We start from the raw sequence: 20,984 nt of genomic DNA, 5'->3' as shown, positions 1-20,984 counted from the left end.
CGGCTGGGCATCTGCCATAGGACAAGCCCGTGCACGCCGGAAAAATGGCGCCACGGGTTTGTCCGACGTCTTTGTGGTTTCGAGTCGGCAGACGAAAGCAGGGTTCAGGCTTTTTTTCCGGTCCGCCATCCATGGCTCCGTTGTCAGCGCTGCAACTCCAGCAGTTGCAGGGAGCGGCCGGCCAGTTCGAGGGCCTCGCTATGCAGCGGACGCTGCTCACCGGCTTCGTCCGGACGATGGGTGTCGACCAGGCAGATCCAGTGCTTGCCGCCCGCCACTTCGGGCAGCTGGAACGTGCGGCCGTCGTGATGGGCATTGAGCAGCAGCAACAGGGTGGCGTCGGCGCCGCTGCGCTTGATGCCGGTGGGCTGGGCGCGTCCGTCGAGCAGCATGCCCATGCAGCGCGCCTCACCGTCGTGCCAGTGCGCTTCGGTCATTTCCTCGCCACCGGGAGCCAGCCAGGTGACGTCCTTGACGTCCAGTTCCTCGTTGTAGTGGCCGACCAGAAAGCGTCCGCGGCGCAGGATCGGGTGGCTGCGGCGCAGGGTGATCAGACGCTGGCAGAAGCGGGTCAGCGCCTGGCCTTCCTCGTCGATGGCCCAGTCGACCCAGCTCAGTTCGTTGTCCTGGCAGTAGGCGTTGTTGTTGCCGTGCTGGGTACGCCCGAACTCGTCGCCGGCCAGCAGCATCGGCGTACCCTGGGCGAACAGCAGGGTGGCCAGCAGGTTGCGCATCTGCTGCAGGCGCAGCTGGCGGATGTCCTGATCGTCCGTCTCGCCTTCGCAACCATGGTTCCAGGAGATGTTGTGGTCGGTGCCGTCCTGGTTGTTCTCGTCGTTGGCCTCGTTGTGCTTGTGGTCGTAGGACACCACGTCGCGCAGGGTGAAGCCATCATGGGCGGTGATGAAGTTGACCGAGGCGAACGGCCGTCGTCCGCGCTGGTTGTAAAGGTCGCCGGAGGCAGTAAGGCGGCTGGCCAGCTCGGCCAGCTCGCCTTCGTCGCCTTTCCAGAAGGCGCGCACGTTGTCGCGGAACTTGTCGTTCCACTCCGCCCAGCCGGGTGGGAAACCGCCGACCTGGTAACCGCCGGGGCCGCAGTCCCAGGGTTCGGCGATCAGCTTGACCTTGCTCAGCACCGGGTCCTGGCGGCAGGCGACGAGAAAACTGTGGCGCTCGTCGAAGCCGTCGGCATAGCGGCCGAGAATGGTCGCCAGGTCGAAACGGAAACCATCCACGCGCATTTCGGTGGCCCAGTAGCGCAACGAGTCGGTGACCATCTGCAGCACGCAGGGATGCGACAGGTCCAGGGTGTTGCCGGTGCCGGTGTCGTTGATGTAGTAGCGGCGCTCGTCGGGCATCAAGCGGTAGTAGCTGGCGTTGTCGATGCCGCGCATGCACAGGGTCGGGCCGCGTTCGTTGCCCTCGGCGGTGTGGTTGTAGACCACGTCGAGGATCAGCTCCAGGCCGGCCGCGTGGAGGTGGGCGACCATCTCCTTGAACTCGCTGATCTTGCCGCTGGCGAGGTAGGCGGGGTGGGGCGCGAAGAAACCGATGCTGTTGTAGCCCCAGTAGTTGTTCATGCCCTTTTCCAGCAGATGCTGGTCGTTGACGAAGGCGTGTACCGGCAGCAGTTCCAGGCTGGAAATGCCCAGTTCGCGCAGGTAGCGCAGCAACTGCGGATTGGTCAGTGCCGCGCAGGTACCGCGGTGCGCGTCGGGCACCGCCGGGTGACGCATGCTCAGGCCGCGCAGGTGCGCCTCGTAGATCACCGTGCTGTCCCAGGGAATGCGTGGCGGCGGCTGTTCGCCCCAGGTGAAGGCCGGGTCGATCACCTTGCACTTGGGCACGAACGGCGCGCTGTCGCGCTCGTCGAAGCTGAGGTCGGCTTCGGGGTGGCCAATGGTGTAGCCGAACAACGCCTCCGACCATTGCAGCTTGCCCACCAGTTGCTTGGCGTAGGGGTCGATCAACAGCTTGTTGGGGTTGAAACGGTGCCCGGCTTCCGGCTCGTAGGGGCCGTACACGCGGTAACCGTAGACCTGGCCGGGGCGCGCATCGGGCAGATAGCCGTGCCATATCTCATCGGTGTACTCCGGCAGTTCGATGCGTTCGATTTCGGTCTTGCCCTGTTCGTCGAACAGGCACAGTTCGACGCGTGTAGCGTGTGCCGAGAACAGGGCGAAGTTGACGCCGAGACCATCCCAGGTGGCACCCAGGGGGAAGGGTGTGCCTTCGGTGACGCGCGAGCGCTGTTGTTTGCGCATGATGGTGACCTCAGGCTTTCGGCGTTTTTGGTGTGCGCGGGGCACGGGGTTTCTTCAGCAGCACGGGCTGTTCGGCTTCGCTCAGCGGCACCGTCTTCGGCTTGCTGATACGCCGCGGCTTGGGCGCTGCCTGGGGCTGCGTCTGAGCTTGAGCCTGCGCCTCGGCTTCGGCCAGTTTGCTGGCCATTTTCCAGTGCCGTTCATGCTGGCCATGGGGACGACCTTCGGACTCCCAGATCTGGAAGGCAAACTCGCGGATACGCTGTTCATCGATCATGGCGTGGCTCCTGTAGTGACGGGGTGGATGCGAAGCAGGTTGACCGGGAACCCGGCCAGCGCCGTGGCAAGCGCTATGCCCTGGCCCGTGGCGATCTGACAGTCGCCGAGCAGGCCCGTGGCCTGCAGGCCGTGCAGTTCTTCGGGCAGTAGCACAGTGGTGTTGCCCCAGCGCCGGGGCGGTACGTGCGGCAGCGGGTGCTCGCCGAGCAGGCCGGCCGCCAGGCGCGGCACGATGACCAGAAGGTGATCGTCGCCATGGCTGCGCAGGAAGGCGAGCACCTGGGCGGCGTGCTCGCCGGTGACGCCAAGCGGGCGATAGCTGCCCTGGCTAAACAGATGCGGGCGCTCGCTGCGCAAGGCCAGTGCCTGACGGATCAGCCACTGCTTGATGCGTCCGTCCTGCCAGTTGGCAAGCCTGGCCTCGGCACTGACCTCGGCGTGCAGGGCGGCCTGGCGCGCGGTGAAATCCACCGGACGCCGGTTGTCCGGATCGACCAGGCTGAAATCCCAGAATTCGCAGCCCTGGTAGAGATCGGGCACCCCGGGCGTGGTCAGACGCAGCAGGCTCTGCACCAGGCTGTTCAACGCACCTGCCGGAGCTATCGCGGCAACCGTGTCGGCCAGTTCCTGCCGCATGGCCAGTCCCGCAGGCTCGCATAGCATGCGCCGCAGGAAGGCCGCACAAGCTGTCTCGTGGGCGTCGTTCGGCGCACTCCAGGCGCTGTTGAGCTTGGCTTCGCGCAGCGCCTTGCGCTGCCAGCCGAGCAGGCGCTGCAGGTAGGCGTCCAGACCCACTTGGTCATCCGCTTCAAGCCCCAGCGGCCAGCTGCCGAGCAGCGCCTGGTAGAGGATCGCCTCTTCGCCGCCATCCGGTGCCTGTTGGTGGTCGCTGCGCAACGGTTGCGCAAGGTCATGCCAGCGCCTGACACGTTCGGCATACCAGGCAGCGCGCTCGCTGAGTACCGCCAGGCGGGCGCGGCAGTCTTCACCACGCTTGTGGTCATGGGTGGCAGTGGCCAGCAGATTGAGCGGATGCTGCGCGGACCGTTCGGCGCAGGCCTGGTGAAAGCTCTCGACGCTGGCACTGAAGTGCTCGGCATCGAAGCCCACGTCGTAACGCGAGAGCAGCACCCCGGCGCGATACAGCGCCGTGTCTTCTACGGCCTTGGCGGCCGCTGGCGAGGTCAGTTGCTGGAAACGCGTCAGCGCCTGAGTACGCAGACGCCGCGCCCGGCCTGGTGGCAGGGTGCGCAGGGCGGTACCCCCGAGCCAGTCATCGAGATGCGGCAGCAATGGCCAGTCGGCCTCGGCCAGCGTCTGCCGTGCGGCCTCCAGCGCCTGCTGAAAGAAGCGCCGATCCTGCTGCGAGCGGCCACAGGCCTGAGCGTAGGTGCGGTACACCGGGAAATGCACGATCAGCTCGCGCAGCGCCCGGCGAATCGCGCCGAGGGTCAGATCGCGGGTGGCGATATCGTGGCGGGCGACGTGCAGCAGGCGCTGGGCGACTTCCTCCAGATCGCCGGCCAGCGAGCCTTCCAGCACCAGGCGCCGTGCCTGCTGGATTTCTTCCCCGAAGGCCGCTGGCCGCCCGCTGAACGTTTGCCACAGCTCGCTGAGCGGCAGTTCGCCGTGCGGGTCGTGCTGCAGCAGCGACACCTGATTCATGAATTCGTAGCCGGTAGTGCCGTCCACTGGCCATTCCTGCGGCAGGCGTTCGCCGGCACCGAGAATCTTCTCCACGAAAATGGGGAAGGGCGCATAGCCGCGCAGTTGGCGGATGCGCCGGCGCAGACGACTGCAATAGGCGCGCGGGTTGGCCAGGCCGTCGATATGATCGATGCGCAGGCCGTCGATCAGGCCGCGTTCGATCAGCTCGAAAACCTTGGCATGCGTCTGTTCGAACACCTGGCGATGCTCGACACGCAGCGCGCCAAGCTCATTGATATCGAAAAAACGCCGCCAGTTGATGTCGTCCGCCGCGGTACGCCAGCTGGCCACGCGGTAGTGCTGACGTTCCAGCAGGGCGTGCAGGCGTTTCTGCGCCGCTTCATCACGGCCCTGAAAGCTGGCGAGCAGAGGCGGCACCTTGTGCGCCTGAGCGGCCAGTTCGGCGCATAACGGCGCGGCCTGCGCGCGACTCGCCTCGTCATTGCCCAGACGGGCGAAACGCTGGCCCAGTTCGCGCAGGGCCAGATCATCGCTGCTGCGCAGGATGATGGCGTAGCTGGAGGTCGTCAGCGGCAGGCGATGCTCGAAGTGTTGCGCATGGAAGCGTCCGCGCTCGGCATCGAAGTGCAGCTCCAGGGTGCCGTCGCGCAGCGCCTCGCCGTAGTCGGTGCGCAGGAAGGGCACCAGCAGCTGCCCGCTGAGCAAGGGGTCGTGGGATTGCCACTGGATGTCGAAAAAGGCCGCGTAAGGGCTGCCTTGCCCCCATTCCAGTACGTCCAGCCACCAGGGGTTGCCATCGCCACCGACGGCCATATGGTTGGGCACGATATCCAGGATCAGCCCCATGTCATGGGCGCGCAGGGTATTGACCAGCTGCACCAGCGCTTCTTCACCTCCCAGTTCGGGGTTGATCCGGCTCGGGTCGATCACGTCGTAGCCGTGCTGCGAGCCCGGCCGGGCGGTGAGGATCGGCGAGGCATACAGGTGGCTGATTCCCAGCTGCGCCAGGTAGGGCACCTGCGCAGCGGCGTCGAACAGGGTGAAATCCTTGTGCAGCTGCAGGCGCTGCGTTGCGCGCAACTCAATCATTGCCAGCCTCCAGGCGTGCTTCATCGAGGGTGGCCAGGCGCGCACTGACGGCCGGTTGTTCCAGCAGTTCACTCACCGGCAGCGGGTAGCGCCGCCGCCAGTTCGGGTGGATATCGCCGGGGCCGGGCAGGTTGGGCTGCTGCTCCAGGCCGCAGGCGTCCTCCAGCGGCAGCAGCGTCAGTGGCGCCGGTGTACGGCCGACATGTTCGATGCAGGCCTGCAGGCAGGCATCGTCATCACCGCCGGCCACCATGCCCTGGCGTTCCAGCAGTTGGCGCAGCGCCACGCGTTCTGCGGCACGCTCGGCGTGATCGCCCTCCAGCAGCTCGACATCGCGCTGGCCGGCACGCACCCGCCATTCCAGATCGCGTCCGGCGAGCCAGCCCTTGATCGTCGGCAAATCGTGAGTGGTGGTGGTCGCCAGGGCATTGCCCGGCCAACGCTCGGCCGGCACGAAGCCGAGGTCGTCCTGCTCGAACAGCAGCACTCGGGTACCGAGTATGTTGCGTGCGGCGAGCCTCTCGCGCAGGCCATCGGGCACAGTGCCGAGATCTTCGCCGATCACCAGCGCCCGATGGCGGTGCGATTCCAGAGCCAGCAGGCGCAACAGGTCATCCAGCGGGTAGCGCAGATAGGCGCCGTGTTGCGATTCCCCGCCCTGGGGGATCACCCACAACCGCTGCAGGCCCATTACATGGTCGATGCGGATGCCGCCGGCATGCGCCAGGTTGGCCTGGAGCATTTCGATATAGGCGCGAAAGCCATGCTGGCGCAGGCCCTGCGGCGAGAAGGCGGCGACGCCCCAGTTCTGCCCCTGGCGATTGAGCACATCCGGCGGTGCGCCGACGGTAACCCGCGGCAGCAGTTCGTCCTGTCGCGACCAGGCCTGGCTGCCGCCGCAGTCGGCACCCACCGCCAGGTCGGCGATAAGGCCGATGCCCATACCGGCGCCGCAGGCCGTGGCCTGTGCTGTTTCCAGCCCGTGGGCGATCAGCCATTGGCAGAACGCGTGAAAGTGCAGCTCATCTGCATGTTCGATGGCAAAACGTGTCACCGCACCCTGGTTGGGGCTGCGCAGCTCATCCGGCCAGGTTCGCCAGTCGCCGCTGGCTCCTTCACGCAGGCGATGCGCATGAATGGCCTCGAAACAGCAATGTTGCTGGAGGGCTTCGCCGCCGGCTGCGCCAAATGCCGCGAAACGGGCCTGTAGCGCTCCCGGCTCCTGGCAGAAGTCTGCGTACAGCTGACGCAACAGGCGCTGGCGAGCGGTCGCCACAGCCGGCCAGTCGATCAGTTCCAACGCTTCCAGACGTGTCATTTCATCCTGCAGCCCGGCGGCCTGGACGGCATGCCTGACGCGCTCCTCGCCCAACAGGGTGACCGGGGCCGCGTACAGCGTGTTGAAGAACAGCCGGCTCGAGGGCGAGTAGGGGCCATAGCTGCGCAGATCGGCGCTGAACTGGGCGTGTACCGGGCTCAGGCCGATCGCATCGGCGCCGTGATTGGCGGTATGCCGGGCCAGGTCGGCAACGGCCAGGGTATCGCCCAGGCCACCGTCGCCGGCGCGGCGCAGACCATATAGCTGCGCGGTCAGACCCCAGATGCGCGGCTTGCCGCACAGCTGCTGCAGCGACATGCAGGCCTCAGGCGCCACCGCCAGCGCATGTCGGCTATCGCGGATTTCCAGCTGGAAGTAACCCGTCTGCTGCTGGGGCGGCAAACGACCCTTCGAGTCGAGTCGTCCCTCGCTGACGTTGCCCTGTTCGTCGGTCAGGCGGTAGGGGCTTTCGGCCGGGTAAAGGGTCAGGGACAGCGCTTGGCCCTGGTCCTGCAGAAGCAGGGCGCAGTCTTCCGGCACCTGCTGGCGGTGCACCAGCGAGTTCAGGCTTTCACGCAGCTGCCCGGGGCTTTGCGCCGGGTAGCCCAATGCCTCCAGCAGGTTGCGTTGCGCTTCCGGGGTGACGCTTTGTGGCTGGCCGTAAGCATCGACCCAGTCGATGCTGAGGTCCGCAGCCCGGGCCAGTTCGGCCAGTAGTTGATCACTCATCGGGCGGGCTCCAGGGTGACCAGGGCACTGCGCGACGGCAGCTGCCCCTGACGCAGGTCGGCATCGTCGATGTGCAAGGTGTACAGGCGTTCGCCGTGCATGGCCTCGGCAGGCAGGGATACGGCGCTGGTACCCAGGTTGACGGCGATGCTCAGCGCCGGCCCGTTGCCGAGTCGCCAGCGTGCCAGTACGGCGCCGTCGCCCCACACTTGTGCACCGAGGCTACGGGCCTCCTGCAAGCCCGCCAGCAAGCGGCTGTGGCGCACCTGCAGAAGGCCGCGATAGAAGGCCAGCCAATCGCGCTGCTGCGGCTCAAGGGCCGGCGCCAGATCCGGCTGCGAGCGCTGGAAGCTGGCTTCGGCATTGGGGTCGGCGATGGCCTCGCGGCTGTGCGCCGAGTTGAACTGGGAAAAGTCGGCGAACTCGTTGCGCCGGCCTTCACGCACGGCATTGGCCAGCTCGTCGTGGTAATCGGTGAAGAACAGGAACGGCCTCTTGCTGCCCCATTCCTCCCCCATGAACAGCAGCGGCACCATCGGGCACAGCAGCAGGAGCACGGTGGCGGCCTTCAGTGCGTCGACGTCGGCCAGCAGCGTCAGTCGCTCGCCGAAGGCGCGGTTGCCCACCTGGTCGTGGTTCTGCAGAAACAGCACGAAGGCGTGCGGCGGCAGATCCGCGCTGGGTTCGCCGCGTGGCTGGCCGTGGCGATTGGCCTGGCCCTGATAGACGAAGCCCTGTTCCAGGCAGGTAGCCAGCTTGCGCGTCGGCGCCTGGGCGTAGTCGGCGTAGTAGCTTTCGTTCTCGAAAGTGAGCAGCGCATGCAGGGTGTTGTGGCCATCGTCGTTCCACTGCGCATCGAAGCCGTCACGCAGCAGGTGCGCGGCGTTGTGCTCGTTCTCCAGCACCAGATGCACCTGGCGCTGCTGAGGCATTGCCGAGCGCACGCGCGCCGCCAGTTCCCTGAGAAAATCGTCATCGTCGATGGCGTGCACGGCGTCCAGGCGCAGGCCGTCGACGCGGTAATCCAGCAACCACATCAGGGCGTTTTCGCAGAAGAAATCACGTACCTGCGGGCGGCTGAAATCGATGGCCGCACCCCAGGGCGTGATGCGCTCTTCATGAAAGAACTGCCGCGCATACACACCCAGATAATTGCCGTCAGGGCCGAAGTGGTTGTAGACCACATCCACGAACACCATCAGGCCATAGGCATGGGCGGCGTCGATCAGTTGCTTGAGTTCGTCGGGGGTGCCGTAGGCGTTGGCCGGGGCGAAGGGCAGAACGCCGTCGTAGCCCCAGTTGCGCGTTCCGGAGAAGGCATTGAGGGGCATCAGCTGCAAGGCAGTGACGCCCAGGTCGGCCAGGTGCGGCAGATGCTCTACGACCTGCTGGAAACCGCCGAACAGACCGACATGCAGCTCGTACAGCACCGTCTCGTGCCAGGGGCGGCCATTCCACTCGTGGTGGCGCCAGGGGTAGGCCGAATGGTCGACTACCTGGCTGAAACCATGCACGTTCTCGACCTGACGCCGCGAGGCCGGGTCAGGTACCGACCACTGCCCGTCGATGCGGTAGCGATAGCGGGTATCGGCCGGACAGCGCAGCAGCGCCACGAACCAGCCGTCCTCCTGCGCCTGCATCGGTTGCAAGCCACCGTCCTGCAGTTCCAGCTCAACCTGACTGGCGCTGGGCGCCCACAGGGCGAAGCGCACACGTCCATCGGCCATTGGCCGAGCGCCATGGCTGTACATCAACGCAGAGCCCGACGGGCGCTGACCTGGCTCAGCAGGCGTTTGAACAGGCGGTCATAAGGCTGAACCGACTGGCGCCAGTAGAGCGGGGAGCGCATGGCATGGCAGCGCATGGCTTCGAGCAGCTCGGGATGCTCGAAGACCTTCAATGCGCGGTCGATGGCCTCGCGGTAGGCATCGACATGCGGCGCATCGAAGAGAAAACCGCTGACGCCATCCTCGATGGTATCGGCCAGGCCGCCGGTGCAGCGCGCGATGGGCAGCGAGGCATAGCGCTGGGCGTACATCTGGCTGAGGCCGCAGGGCTCGAAACGCGAAGGCATGAGCAGGAAGTCGCTGCCAGCGTACAGGCGCCGCGCATCGCTCTCGTTGAAGCCGATGTGCACGCCGACGCGGCCGGGATGGCGCCGGCCAAGATCGGCCATGGCAGCTTCCAGGGCCGGCTCGCCCTGGCCGATCACACCGATGCGACCACCGCGGGCGACGATGTGCTCGGCGACTTCCAGGGTCAGGTCTATGCCTTTCTGCTGCACCAGACGCGATACCACCGCGAACAGCGGGCCGTCAGCGTCGAGATTCAGCCAGCGCTGCACGTACTCGGTGTTGGCCTGCTTGCCGGCCCAGTCGCCGGCGCTGAAGCCCTGCACCAGGTGCACATCGCTCTCCGGCTGCCAGCTCTCATCGATGCCGTTGGCGATGCCGCTGAGCTGATTGCCCAGCACCTTGGCCCGCAGCAGGCCGTCCAGGCCGCAGCCATGCTCCGATGTGGTGATTTCCCAGGCATAGCGGCGGCTTACGGTAGTCACATGCTGGGCGTAGGCGATGCCGGCCTTGAGAAAGGACAGCTGGCCATAGAATTCCAGGCCATCCACGCCGCACGCCGACTCCGGTATCGCCAGCTCGCTGGCGCAGCGCATGTCGCAGAGGCCCTGATAGGCCAGGTTGTGAATGGTCAGCAGGGCGGGCGTGCCGGCCTGGCGCCAGGCCATGTAGGCGGGCGCCATCGCTGCGGGCCAGTCATTGGCGTGTACCAGCTCCGGACGCCACTGGATACCGGCGTCGCCCGTGGCGATTTCCGCTGCGGCCAGGCCAAGGCGGGCGAAGCGAATGTGGCTGTCGGCCCAGTCGCGGCCATGCGCATCGACGTAAGGCGTGCCGTCGCGCTCGTACAGCGCATGGTTGAGCAGGACGTAGACGATCAGACCATCGGCGAGATCCATCCGCCCGATCTGGCAGGGCGGCAGGGCGGCCACGCCAGGCACCTGCCCGACGATGCGGATCGGCCGTCCGCTTTCCACGACCTGCCGGTACCCGGGGATCAGCAGGCGTATGTCGTGTTGCGGAGAAAGCGCGCGAGGCAGGGCGGCGGAAACGTCACCCAGCCCGCCACACTTGATCAGATCGGCGAACTCCGACGTGACGAACAGCACGCGCTTTCGGTCGGGATGCTCGCTGTGCATCTGCAGGGGTAGCTTGGCTGCGGCGTAAAGGGTCGGGGTGGACTGAATATGTGCAGAGGCTGCAGCACTTGCCATGTCTCTCTCCATTGAGTTGGGCCTTGGGACGACTCGCCTGCTGAGCGAGGGCCTGCGAAGGAGGACGATGGGACGAACATGATCCGCAATCTCCCCCCTTACCCTTCTCCTGACGGGGTGATCGCGACAAAGGTTCGACCTTTTTTCAGCGGCCGACGGAGCGTGAAAGGTTGAACTTTGCATGCGCCTGACGCTTCCACAGAGCTTCACGGCTAGCCTCTGGGAGAACGGAAAATGCAAAACGTCGAGCAGGTGGTTGATTTCCTCAGCAAGTACAAGCTGCGCCTGGCCACTGCCGAGTCCTGTACGGCCGGTCTGATCAGCTCACTGGTGGCGGATGTGCCGGGTAGCGGGCAGGTGCTCGACTGCGCATTCGTCACCTATTCACCCAAGGCCAAGCAGCGCTGCCTGGGCGTCAACCCGAACACCATCGAGCGCTTTGGCCTGACCAGCGAGGAAGTGGCGCGGGAAATGGCACTCGGCGCGCTGCAGCGCAGTGATGCCGATATCGTGCTGGCCAATACCGGGTTGGCGGAAGCGGAAGGGGACATGGACGGCGTGCAGTGCATCGCCTGTGCGATGCGTCTCGACCAGCATCAGGGCGTGGTCAGCGAGACGGTGCAGTTCAGCGGTTCCCGCAACGAGGTGCGTGAACAGGCGGCGCGCTATGCCCTGAAGCAGCTGGCTTATTACTACGAGCGCCTGCGCCAGGCCTGATTGGGACTCTGCCGGACCGCCGCAGCGATCCGGCAGGCGAGTGCTTACTCTTCCGGCAACTGACCATTGAGCTGCTCGGCGCGCTGCAGATGGTGTTCCAGCTTGGGCAGCGTCTCGCGTGCGAAGGCTGCCAGCTGTTCGTCATCGACATTCACCGCGCGACGGAACAACTCGATGGTTTCACGGTGGGCGACCACCTGATTGTTCATGTACGCCTTGTCGAAGCTCGCCTCGCCACGCAGCTTCAGGACCATGGCCTTGGCCTGATTGAGCAGCTCGGCGTCATCGGACACCTCCAGATCCTTGCTCTTGGCCAGGTCGGCCAGCTTCTGATTCGCCTGGCGATGATCGTCGATCATCATCTGCGCGAAGCTCTTGACCGTATCGTTCTGGGATTTCTCCAGAGCCAGCTTGGCCGTCTCGATCTCGGCGATGCCTTTGGCCGAGGCTTCTTCGACGAACTCCTCGCTGCTGATGGATTCCGTCTTGCTCGCGGCCTGCAGGCTGGTGACCGCGCAAAGTGCAAAGGCGGCTGCGGCCAACAAGGCCAGTGGTTTCAATGGGTGCATGTTCGATCCTCCTGGGATGTGAGTTCACAGGGGTAGAAGGGCAAGGCACTGGTGAAGTTCAGGACAAATTTGCGCCAGCGAAACCGCGATACGACAAGCGAAACGGCGCAACCGGCCGGGTGCAAAGGAAAAATTCAGGTCGAACGGAACCGCGACTGACCACCTCCAAAAACTACCCGTAGCGTCTCGACCGTGGCCTGCGGGCTCGCCATGCCTGACATGGCCACGAACAATCAGCGCGCGGCCCCATGCGTGCCCCCCAACAGCAGGGAGTAGTCCATGAGCAAGCAACCGAAAAGCGCCGGGAACAGCCAGATGGCCGGCAGCGATACGCTCGACAGAAGCAACAGCAACGCCAAGCTCGAACAGCTCGAGCAATTTCGCGAGGACGCCACCGGTGAGGCCCTGACCACCAATACCGGTGTGCGCATTGCCGACAACCAGAACAGCCTGCGCGCAGGTGAACGTGGGCCGACGCTGATGGAAGACTTCATCATGCGCGAGAAGCTCACCCACTTCGACCACGAGCGCATTCCCGAGCGTGTGGTGCATGCGCGCGGATCGGCTGCCCATGGCTATTTCGAAGTGACCGACCCGGCCACCGACCTGACCTGCGCCAACTTCCTCAGCGAAGCCGGCAAGCGCACCCCGGTGTTCGTGCGTTTCTCCACCGTACAGGGCCCGCGCGGTTCGGCCGACACGGTACGTGACGTGCGCGGCTTTGCCGTGAAGTTCTACACCGAGGAAGGCAATTTCGATCTGGTGGGCAACAACATGCCGGTGTTCTTCATCCAGGACGCGATCAAGTTTCCGGACTTCGTCCACGCGGTGAAGCCCGAGCCGCACAACGAGATCCCGACCGGTGCCTCGGCCCACGACACCTTCTGGGACTTCGTCTCGCTGACCCCGGAGTCGGCGCACATGGTGCTCTGGACCATGTCCGACCGCGCCATTCCTATCGCCTATCGCTCGATGCAGGGTTTTGGCGTGCACAGCTTTCGCCTGGTCAACGCCGAGGGCCAGAGCAAGCTGGTGAAGTTTCACTGGCGGCCCAAGGCCGGCGTCTGTTCGCTGGTGTGGGACGAAGCGCAGAAACTCGCTGGCAAGGACCCGGACTTTCACCGCCGCGGCCTTTGGGAAGACATCGAGCGCGGCCTCTACCCGGAATGGGAACTGGGCCTGCAGGTGATGAACGAGGAAGACGCGCAAAGCTTCGGCTTCGACCTGCTCGATCCAACCAAGCTGGTGCCCGAGGAGCTGGTGCCGGTGCGCGTGGTCGGACGCATGGTGCTCGATCGCAACCCTGACAACTTCTTCGCCGAGACGGAACAGTCGGCATTTCACATCGGTCACGTGGTGCCGGGCATCGATTTCAGCAACGACCCGCTGCTGCAGGGCCGGCTGTTCTCGTATACCGATACCCAGTTGATGCGTCTGGGCGGACCCAACTTCAATGAAATCCCGATCAACCGGCCGCTGTGCCCGTTCCACAACAACCAGCGCGATGCGCCTCATCGCCAGCAGATCAATCGCGGTCGCGCCGCCTACGAACCGAACTCGATCGACGGCAACTGGCCGCGTGAAACGCCACCGGCGCCAAGCGGGGGCGGCTACAGTTCCTATCCCGAGCCGGTCCACGGCACCAAGATCCGCGTACGCTCGCCCAGCTTCGCCGACCACTTTTCCCAGGCCACGATGTTCTGGCGCAGCATGAGCGAAGCCGAGCAGCAGCACATCGTCGACGCCTACAGCTTCGAGCTGTCGAAGGTCGAGCGTCTGTACATCCGCGAGCGTCAGGTAAAGGAAATCCTCGTCCATATCGACCCGCAGCTGGCGTTGCGCGTGGCGCAGAACCTGGGGATCGACCTGGATGACACCTCAAAGTCGAAGGAGGAGGGCAAGACGCAGATTTCCCCGGCGCTCAGCCAGATGAATCTGCTGCCTGGCGACATTCGCGGGCGGCGCGTCGCAGTTCTGCTGACGCCCGGCTGCAACGCCGATGAAGTCGCCGGTCTGAAGAAGATGCTCAAAGGTGCCGGCGCCGTGGCCAAACTGCTGGCGCCTTCGCCAGCGGCGGTGAAGGACTCCGCCGGCCAGCCGATCCAGCCAGACGGCAGCTTCGCCTCGGAGCCGTCGATCACCGTCGATGCGGTGTTCGTGCCGGGCGGCGAGCAGGTGCTCAAGACCCTGCAGGGCGATGGTGTGGCCAAGCATTACTTGCTGGAAGCCTACAAGCACCTCAAGCCTATCGCGCTCAGTGGCGATGCCGCTCAACTGGCGACCATGCTGGGCCTGGAAGAGGATGACGGCATGCTCGGTGGCGACAGGTTCGATCCGCTGTACAAGCGTTTCGAGGCAGCGCTCAAGCAGCATCGCATCTGGGCTCGCGAACCGCGGACCAAGAGCATCCCGGCCTGAGCCACCCCGGACTAGCGCGGCTTGACCTCGCCTGGTCCGGGCTTTCCGCCCCGCTGCACCCTGGTCGAAGGGCGCAGCGGCACGGGGGCATCGAGTAGCGAGCCCGGGTCTTCGTTGCCAGGGTCATCCAGCAGCGCCTCGTCAGAGCGCGCCACGGGTACCCGCTCGTCGCTGTTCTGCGTTTTCTTGCTCATCAGGCTGACTCCAATAAGGGTTCCTGCGCACAGATCTGGCAAATGCGCGCGCACTCCTGGCAATAATGCGCGCGCACTCCTGGCAATGCCGACTGGAATGTCGGATGCACTCTTCCATGCAGGACAGACAGGCGATCCGGCATAGCTGGCTGGCCACTGAGACATAGGGACTGTTGCGCAACATTAGTGTGACCGTCAGGCGACAAAGGTCTGCGCAATCTCGACATGACTCGATGCAGTGATAATGAGCGGCATCACCTCCATCAAGACAGGCGGATGCACATTGCTCGCAGGCGTTTGCGCAATGGTTGTAGGCGTTGACGTGTTGCTGATAATTGTCGATGCCTTTCATTTCACGCCTTCTTGTATAAATGCTGTAGGAACATCTTTCCTGTACCAATAAGGAACAATTTGATCGGGCAACGGGCTAAGTATCTATTTGCCAAGAAGAAATGCTGCCTGATCGCAACAGCGTTTCCGGGTTTTATCCTTCCTGTCCACGCAAGGGGTTTCGCTTATTGCCGCTTATCGCGGGGGCGGAGAAATAAATTGGCGAACAGTTCTGCGCTGTTTAACGCTATGTGCATATCGACAGTCACCCCGATGATTCGATCAAATAATCGGGGCGCAATAAAAGGCGAGGTGGAGAAAGGCAGTATTGATGGCCGGAAATGCCAGCCGAAGGGCATCTAGAAGGTGTGATTGGAGCGGATCACTTCGATCATCACGTTGGCGGGTCTGTCCTCTGCGTGTGTGCGCAGAGGGGCGCGATATATATTCGAGCAAGTGAGAATGGAGCGGCTGAACTGAAAATCCCTCTCGGAAAGCGTGCCGGCCACTTTATCCTGGTCGCAGTTTTCGCAAGTCTGCTCGCTGAGTTCCTCACTGCGTACCTGATAACAGTTCGAGTCGATCTCCTGTAGCGAGCGCTCAGCGCTCTGTATCGTCGGTTGAGTGAGCATCACCGCCAGCGCCGCCGGCTGAAAGGGCTGCCAGACCAGAAGTACCACCAGGCATGTCGACCCGGCTGCGTAGGGCCATTCGTGCATCAGTTGGTGTCGACAGGGCATATGCCTTCTGATTATTCCCATCAGGTCTTCGGACAGGTTCCGAATCGTTGCTGAATCCTTGCATCTGGGCATGTGTGTATCTCCTCATTCATTCGTGAGCTTTCTCATGGCCCATAAGCGAGAGGAGCGCGTGCGAAAAATCGGCTCGCGCGAGTAGGTTGGTAGCTGTGTGACATCACAGTGTTTGACTGCTTCATTAATCGATTCACCATCTTCCTCCAGCGTCATATCGAAATGAATCAGCCTTATCACCTCCTGAGTGGGGCAGGAACCATCGAGAACACGAACCAGCATGCGGTCTCTGTGGGCGATGGTCAGCACAATGCTGCCGTCCGGTCTCGACGTCATATCCACTTGATAACTGGATAACGCCGATCTGATACTTTCCAAATCGTGTTTCATGAGAATCTCCTTTAATGACCTCATGAAACATAGCGGTCTATCCATCGCATACCAACAGTTAGGACGATTAGTAAAAATAAAAACCAAACTGATATCACTGCGAAATCGAACCGAATTGAGACAGTCTGGATGTGTTGCGATGGTTTTATTTTATGAATACAGCGTCTTGCGCCAGAAGAACAATTCAACGAGTTGGCGGTGACGGAAAATATACGACCAACTATCTGCCCCATTTTTATTGCCGCGCACACATTTGCGAATTGCCTTGGCGCACTACAGGGAGCTACTGGCGTTTTCTCCCGCCTGACGGCGCCAGATGCGCGTCAACCAGCGCCAGCTGATCCAACCGGCTGCGGCCAGATAAACCAGGCTGCCGGGTACCCACATCAGCAAGCCTGCCAGTTGCTGGTCCGCCAGATCGCGGGACTCTCCGTAGAAAGGCGCATTGCCGAAGGTGAGCAGAGCACCAAGCAGGCCGGTGTGCATCAGTGTCAGCAGAATGGCCATCAGCGCGTGTGGCACCTGCCGTGGAGTGGCGCGCAGACAGGACCACCAGAACAGCCAGGCGCTGACGAGAAAACAGGCATGTTCGATGGCATGCCACCAGGTGTTGTCCAGTGCCAGCATGTACAGGCTGGGCGTGTGCCAGACCCAGATCATCGTCCCGTGCAGCATCGCCAGAGCCACCGGATAACGGCCACTGCGCAGAATCGCATTGGATACCGGGGCCATCCAGCTGCCGAGCACCGCACGCCATTGCGGTAGCGGCCGCGCCAGCGCCCAGAGTGGCGCGATGACGATCATGAACAGCATGTGCTGGACCATATGCAGGCTGGTGCTGGTTTCCGCCCAGTCATCGATGGGGCCGAATACGGCAAACAGGGTGATGGCCATTGCCAGGTGCATCCACAGCGCCTCCCGCCCGTGCGGGCGTACCTTGCGACAGCCCATGCCGTAGAGCAGCCAGGCAGCGCCCAGCAGCATGGCGCTTATAAACAGCGGCACGCGTTCGCTCAGATGCAGGTGTCCTTCGAGCAGGCCATGCGCTGCGGCAGTACAAGGAAGCAGGAACAGTGCGAGAGCGATCACAGGCATGGCGGCAGGCTCAGGGTCGGCAGGGTGACGAACAGGGTGGCAATGGCGCCGATCAGGTTCACCCCCGCAGCGAGGCGGGCTACGAAACGCTCGGACTGGCTGGCGTCGTCTTTTCTGGCAGCGCGGTGGAACAGCCGCGCCAGGCCAAGCAGGGCAACTACCGTAAGTACGCTGAGCACGGCCAGCGAGGCGTTCAGCCAGGTCCACTGACCTTGCCCAGGAGCAGGTGGCAGTACCGCGCAACCTACCGACAGGCCGCCATAGATGATCACGAACCAGATGCTCCACAGCACCAGGCCGAGCGGGATGTGAATCGGGTTGTAGGGTGAGCGTAACGGTTGCATCAGACACCTCCGAACGTGGGCGGAAACAACACCACGCTGCAGTAGGTGATCCACATCACCGCGAGGTTGTAATGCCAGAGCTGTTCGACCACCAGTGGTTCGTAGGGAGTGCGCTTGCAGACGTAGCCGTAATGCACGCGCAGCGCCTGCAACGCGCTGAGGATGGACGCCAGCGCGCCGTGCGCCAGGCTGTAGACGAGCATGACGGTGATCACCGCATCATGCGCGGTGGCACGTGGCGTCAGATCACCCGCCAGCAATGCCCAGAGCAGCAGCCCGGCATGCAGTGCACCGAGCAGCGCAACGCCGACAAAGCAGGTGATCAGCGTACCCGGCTCGCCCTGGCCCTGACGCAGGCGACGCAACACCGGCCGCTGCCAGAACACGGCGATGCTGAGCAGTGCGGCGCTGGCCAAGAGCAGACGCTGATCGATGACCGGCTCGTCCGGCACCAGCCAGTTCGGCGACACCGTCCACAGGTAGAACCAGCCGAACAGCAGCGAAAGGTACAGGGCACCGTTGGCCAGCAGGGTCACACCCATGCCCCACAGCCCCGGCCCGTCACAGGTGCGCGAGTGCAGAGGCGGCTCGCCGGGCTGTACCCGGGCATCCGGCGCCGCCAGTGGGTGCGCACCGTTCTCCCAGCTCCAGCGCAGCAATACCAGTACAGCTACGATGCTCGCCGCCAGCGCAACCCAGTAGAACTTGCTCAGCAGCCCCAGGCAGGTGACGGCAATGAATACCGCTGCAATGAACGGTAGCCAGCTGTTGCCGGGCAGGTGAATGATCTCGCGCACCTTCCCGGTCAGCGGCTCGACGCCCCAGGTTTCGCGCCGGCCATGGTCGATCACGGTCAGGGCGAATTCGCCCTTGTCGATACGCTGGCCCAGATCGGGGCACTCCCACATCGGGTGGCGGGTGCGTACCGGCGGCAGGCTGACGAAGTTGTAGGCGCTGGGCGGCAGGTGCGTAGCCCATTCGAGGGTATCCGCATCCCAGGGATTGTTCGGCGCCTTCTGGCCGAAACGAAAGTGCAGCACGATATCCAGCAGCACCGTGGCAATCCCGATGGCCATGATGAAGCTGCCGACCGAGGAAATCAGGTTGGGCAGATCCCAGCCCAGGCCGGATTGGTAGGTATAGATCCGCCGCGGCATGCCCATCAGGCCGGTCCAGTGCATGATCAGAAAGGTCAGGTTGAAGCCGACGAATACCAGCCAGAATCCCCACTTGCCAAGACGCAGCGACGGCATGCGCCCGGAGAAATGCGGTAGCCAGTAGTAGATGCCCGCCAGCAGCGGGAAGAACATCCCACCCACCAGCACGTAGTGCATGTGCGCCACCACGAAATGGGTGTCGTGTACCTGCCAGTCGAAAGGCACCAGGGCCAGCATCACGCCGGTCAGGCCACCGCAGACGAAGATCACCAGAAAGCCCACCAGCCACAGCATCGGCACGTGGTAGCGCGGCTTGCCGACCCACAGCGTGGCGATCCAGGCGAATACCTGGATGCCGGTCGGGATGGCCACCAGCATGCTCGCGGCGGAAAAGAACGCCTGCGCTAACTGAGGGATGCCCACGGTGAACATGTGGTGCACCCACAGGCCGAAGCTGATGAAACCGGTGGTCAGGATCGACAGCACCACCCAGCGATAGCCCACCAGCGGTCGCTGGCAGAACACCGGCAGCAGGGTCGAGACGATGCCGGCTGCCGGCAGGAAGATGATGTACACCTCGGGATGGCCGAACAGCCAGAACAGGTGTTGCCAGAGAATCGGATCGCCGCCGCGCGCGACCTCGAAGAACGGGAGGCCAAGGGCGCGTTCGAGTTCCAGCAGGATGCTGCCGAGGATCAGCGGCGGAAAGCCGACCACGATCATCATGGCCATGACCAGGATGTACCAGGCGTAGATCGGCATCCTGTTCAGGGCCATGCCCTCGGCGCGGGTACGCAGAATCGATACCACCAGTTCGACGCCGGCCGACACAGCGGAAATTTCCACGAAGGTGATGCCGATCAGCCAGAAATCCGAGTTGGGCCCCGGCGTATGCACCGCGCTGGACAGTGGCGTGTACATGAACCAGCCGGCTTTCGGGGCGATACCCAGGAGCAGGCTGGCGCACAGGATCAGCCCACCGAACAGGTAGCACCAGTAGCCCAGCGCCGACAGGCGCGGAAACACCAGATCACGGGCACCGAGCATCTTCGGAATCAGGTAGACCGCCAGGCCCTCCATCATCGGTACGGCGAAGAGGAACATCATCACCGTGCCGTGCATGGTGAATACCTGGTTGTAGATGTCCGGCTCGAGAAACTCGTAACCGGGGATCGCCAACTGGGTGCGTACCAGCATCGCCAGCAGGCCGCCGAACAGGAAGAAGCCCAGCCCGGTGAGCATGAAGCGAATGCCGACGGTGGTGTGGTTGACGATGGTCAGCGACTTCCAGCCGCGCGGGTTGCCCCAGACATCATTGAACTGGTCGTGCAGTTGCCCGGGATCGGCAACGCCCTGGTTGTTTGGTTTGCTCACGGATGCAGGGTCTCCAGCCAGTCGGCGATGGCACTGAGGTGGTCAGGGTCGAGATCGTCGTGCAGCGGCATGGCATTGCCGGGCTTGAGCCGCTGGTGCTCCTGCAGCCAGCGCAACAGCGCGCCCGCTTCGTTGTTCAGCACGCCGGCGCCGAGCATCGCTCGCGCGCCGACATCGCTCAGATCCGGGGCGCGATTGCCGTCGCTGACGCCCGCCACCCGGTGGCACTGGCCGCAGCGCGCCGCGAAAGCTTCGCCGGCCGGGCCGGGCAGGGCGCTGGCCTGCCAGTCACTGCGGCTCTGCAGCCAGTTCGCGAAGTCCTCTTCTGCGTGGGCCTGCACGTCGAGAATCATGTGGGTGTGCTGGGTGCCGCAAAACTCCGAACACTGCCCGCGAAAGGTGCCGGGAAGGTCTGCCTGCAGGCGGATGCGGTTGTGCCTGCCGGGAATCATGTCGATCTTGCCGCCCAGACGCGGCACCCAGAACGAGTGGATGACGTCGGCACTGGTGACGTCGAGGTCCACCGGACGGTCGACCGGCAGATGAAGCTGGTTGGCGGTGACCACGCCGCTGTCCGGGTAGCGCACTTCCCACCACCATTGATGGCCGATCACCTCGATGCGCAATGGCTGCTCGCCGCTCAGTGGCAGGGGCAGCATGCGGTGACCGATGGGGATGCCGAACAGCAGCAGTACCAGAATGCTTGAGGTAGGCAACACCAGACCGCCCCCAATCAGCCAACGCAGCGTCAGCTGGCGGGCCCGTGCGGCATCCACCTGCGGGCTCTTGCGGCGCAAGGCGTGCACCCACAAGGCCGTCACCACGATCAGCACCAGGGTGGAGAACGCGCACATCGCCCACCACAGGATCGCCACCTCGCGCGCCATCGGCCCGGCCGGATCGAGCGCCGACTGCGGCCCTTCGCAGGCAACGAGAAACGGAACTGCCAGCGTCAGCGTGGTCAACTTGAAACAGGGCGTCAGCCAATGACGCTGCCGTTTCACCTCATCA

At 63.9% G+C, this 20,984-nt stretch carries 16 protein-coding genes; 2 read left to right on the top strand and 14 right to left on the bottom strand.

Annotated elements, in window-relative coordinates; genetic code table 11:
• Positions 1-143 precede the first annotated feature (143 nt).
• From glgX to glgA, 6 genes are read right to left on the bottom strand one after another with little or no spacing between them, the layout of a single operon-like run.
• Positions 144-2,264 carry a glycogen debranching protein GlgX gene (gene glgX / locus OEG79_RS10765; protein ID WP_264145024.1) on the bottom strand — a complete coding sequence of 707 codons (2,121 nt, stop codon included), beginning with the start codon at positions 2,262-2,264 and terminating at the stop codon, positions 144-146.
• 10 nt (positions 2,265-2,274) lie between these two features.
• A complete protein-coding gene (locus tag OEG79_RS10760; protein ID WP_264145023.1) occupies positions 2,275-2,541 on the bottom strand; it encodes a DUF2934 domain-containing protein in 267 nt (88 codons plus the stop codon).
• On the bottom strand, positions 2,538-5,300 hold the full coding sequence (locus OEG79_RS10755; RefSeq protein WP_264145022.1) for a malto-oligosyltrehalose synthase: 2,763 nt from the start codon (positions 5,298-5,300) through the stop codon (positions 2,538-2,540). The genes OEG79_RS10760 and OEG79_RS10755 overlap by 4 nt, the downstream gene beginning before the upstream one ends.
• A complete protein-coding gene (gene malQ, locus OEG79_RS10750) occupies positions 5,293-7,347 on the bottom strand; it encodes a 4-alpha-glucanotransferase (RefSeq protein ID WP_264145021.1) in 2,055 nt (684 codons plus the stop codon). The genes OEG79_RS10755 and malQ overlap by 8 nt, the downstream gene beginning before the upstream one ends.
• Positions 7,344-9,074: a malto-oligosyltrehalose trehalohydrolase gene (gene treZ, locus OEG79_RS10745; protein WP_264145020.1), complete on the bottom strand. Its 1,731-nt coding sequence runs from the start codon at positions 9,072-9,074 to the stop codon at positions 7,344-7,346. Before treZ ends, malQ begins: the two co-directional genes overlap by 4 nt.
• A 23-nt stretch (positions 9,075-9,097) precedes the next feature.
• Positions 9,098-10,633 carry a glycogen synthase GlgA gene (gene glgA / locus OEG79_RS10740; protein ID WP_413247501.1) on the bottom strand — a complete coding sequence of 512 codons (1,536 nt, stop codon included), beginning with the start codon at positions 10,631-10,633 and terminating at the stop codon, positions 9,098-9,100.
• Between the two features lie 234 nt (positions 10,634-10,867).
• Here glgA and OEG79_RS10735 point away from each other — a divergent pair, with 234 nt between their 5' ends.
• Entirely contained in the window at positions 10,868-11,350 is a 483-nt protein-coding gene (locus OEG79_RS10735; RefSeq protein WP_264145019.1) for a CinA family protein, read from the top strand.
• A gap of 44 nt (positions 11,351-11,394) precedes the next feature.
• On the opposite strand, the gene OEG79_RS10730 is transcribed toward OEG79_RS10735, so the two are convergent.
• Positions 11,395-11,919 (bottom strand): DUF4142 domain-containing protein, encoded by a 525-nt coding sequence (locus tag OEG79_RS10730; protein WP_264145018.1) that lies wholly within the window; start codon positions 11,917-11,919, stop codon positions 11,395-11,397.
• A gap of 279 nt (positions 11,920-12,198) precedes the next feature.
• Here OEG79_RS10730 and katE point away from each other — a divergent pair, with 279 nt between their 5' ends.
• The gene (gene katE, locus OEG79_RS10725; RefSeq protein ID WP_264145017.1) at positions 12,199-14,337 is read left to right on the top strand and encodes a catalase HPII; all 2,139 of its coding nucleotides are present in this window, start codon (positions 12,199-12,201) and stop codon (positions 14,335-14,337) included.
• An 11-nt stretch (positions 14,338-14,348) separates the two neighbouring features.
• Here katE and OEG79_RS10720 read toward each other — a convergent pair whose 3' ends face one another.
• From OEG79_RS10720 to coxB, 7 genes are all read right to left on the bottom strand, one after another.
• Positions 14,349-14,531 carry a hypothetical protein gene (locus tag OEG79_RS10720; RefSeq protein WP_264145016.1) on the bottom strand — a complete coding sequence of 61 codons (183 nt, stop codon included), beginning with the start codon at positions 14,529-14,531 and terminating at the stop codon, positions 14,349-14,351.
• 689 nt (positions 14,532-15,220) lie between these two features.
• The gene (locus OEG79_RS10715) at positions 15,221-15,580 is read right to left on the bottom strand and encodes a hypothetical protein (protein ID WP_264145015.1); all 360 of its coding nucleotides are present in this window, start codon (positions 15,578-15,580) and stop codon (positions 15,221-15,223) included.
• A gap of 105 nt (positions 15,581-15,685) precedes the next feature.
• Positions 15,686-16,003, bottom strand: a complete 318-nt coding sequence (locus OEG79_RS10710) for a hypothetical protein (RefSeq protein ID WP_264145014.1) — start codon at positions 16,001-16,003, stop codon at positions 15,686-15,688.
• Positions 16,004-16,276: 273 nt separating this feature from the next.
• Complete coding sequence (locus OEG79_RS10705; RefSeq protein WP_264145013.1) at positions 16,277-17,098, bottom strand: cytochrome c oxidase assembly protein; 822 nt, start codon at positions 17,096-17,098, stop codon at positions 16,277-16,279.
• Positions 17,089-17,442, bottom strand: coding sequence for a hypothetical protein (locus OEG79_RS10700; RefSeq protein ID WP_264145012.1), 354 nt, complete (start codon positions 17,440-17,442; stop codon positions 17,089-17,091). The genes OEG79_RS10705 and OEG79_RS10700 overlap by 10 nt, the downstream gene beginning before the upstream one ends.
• Positions 17,442-19,973 (bottom strand): cytochrome c oxidase subunit I, encoded by a 2,532-nt coding sequence (gene ctaD, locus OEG79_RS10695; RefSeq protein WP_264145011.1) that lies wholly within the window; start codon positions 19,971-19,973, stop codon positions 17,442-17,444. Before ctaD ends, OEG79_RS10700 begins: the two co-directional genes overlap by 1 nt.
• Positions 19,970-20,860 carry a cytochrome c oxidase subunit II gene (gene coxB / locus OEG79_RS10690; protein ID WP_264148708.1) on the bottom strand — a complete coding sequence of 297 codons (891 nt, stop codon included), beginning with the start codon at positions 20,858-20,860 and terminating at the stop codon, positions 19,970-19,972. The genes ctaD and coxB overlap by 4 nt, the downstream gene beginning before the upstream one ends.
• Between the last annotated feature and the right edge of the window lie 124 nt (positions 20,861-20,984).

This window comes from Pseudomonas sp. Z8(2022) (assembly GCF_025837155.1).
Classification (GTDB): Bacteria; Pseudomonadota; Gammaproteobacteria; order Pseudomonadales; family Pseudomonadaceae; genus Aquipseudomonas.
The sequence above is the reverse complement of the archived record's forward strand: the minus strand, read 5'-3'. Positions and strand labels throughout refer to the sequence as shown.

Bases quoted from the DNA above. Each gene is read 5' to 3' on its own strand.
- OEG79_RS10705 (WP_264145013.1), bottom strand. From the start codon at position 17,098: ATGCCTGTGATCGCTCTCGCACTGTTCCTGCTTCCTTGTACTGCCGCA.
- OEG79_RS10760 (WP_264145023.1), bottom strand. From the start codon at position 2,541: ATGATCGATGAACAGCGTATCCGCGAGTTTGCCTTCCAGATCTGGGAG.
- OEG79_RS10700 (WP_264145012.1), bottom strand. From the start codon at position 17,442: ATGCAACCGTTACGCTCACCCTACAACCCGATTCACATCCCGCTCGGC.
- glgX (WP_264145024.1), bottom strand. From the start codon at position 2,264: ATGCGCAAACAACAGCGCTCGCGCGTCACCGAAGGCACACCCTTCCCC.
- coxB (WP_264148708.1), bottom strand. From the start codon at position 20,860: ATGGCGCGCGAGGTGGCGATCCTGTGGTGGGCGATGTGCGCGTTCTCC.
- OEG79_RS10730 (WP_264145018.1), bottom strand. From the start codon at position 11,919: ATGCACCCATTGAAACCACTGGCCTTGTTGGCCGCAGCCGCCTTTGCA.
- katE (WP_264145017.1), top strand. From the start codon at position 12,199: ATGAGCAAGCAACCGAAAAGCGCCGGGAACAGCCAGATGGCCGGCAGC.
- OEG79_RS10710 (WP_264145014.1), bottom strand. From the start codon at position 16,003: ATGAAACACGATTTGGAAAGTATCAGATCGGCGTTATCCAGTTATCAA.
- OEG79_RS10715 (WP_264145015.1), bottom strand. From the start codon at position 15,580: ATGCACGAATGGCCCTACGCAGCCGGGTCGACATGCCTGGTGGTACTT.
- treZ (WP_264145020.1), bottom strand. From the start codon at position 9,074: ATGGCCGATGGACGTGTGCGCTTCGCCCTGTGGGCGCCCAGCGCCAGT.
- glgA (WP_413247501.1), bottom strand. From the start codon at position 10,633: ATGGCAAGTGCTGCAGCCTCTGCACATATTCAGTCCACCCCGACCCTT.
- OEG79_RS10735 (WP_264145019.1), top strand. From the start codon at position 10,868: ATGCAAAACGTCGAGCAGGTGGTTGATTTCCTCAGCAAGTACAAGCTG.
- malQ (WP_264145021.1), bottom strand. From the start codon at position 7,347: ATGAGTGATCAACTACTGGCCGAACTGGCCCGGGCTGCGGACCTCAGC.
- OEG79_RS10720 (WP_264145016.1), bottom strand. From the start codon at position 14,531: ATGAGCAAGAAAACGCAGAACAGCGACGAGCGGGTACCCGTGGCGCGC.
- OEG79_RS10755 (WP_264145022.1), bottom strand. From the start codon at position 5,300: ATGATTGAGTTGCGCGCAACGCAGCGCCTGCAGCTGCACAAGGATTTC.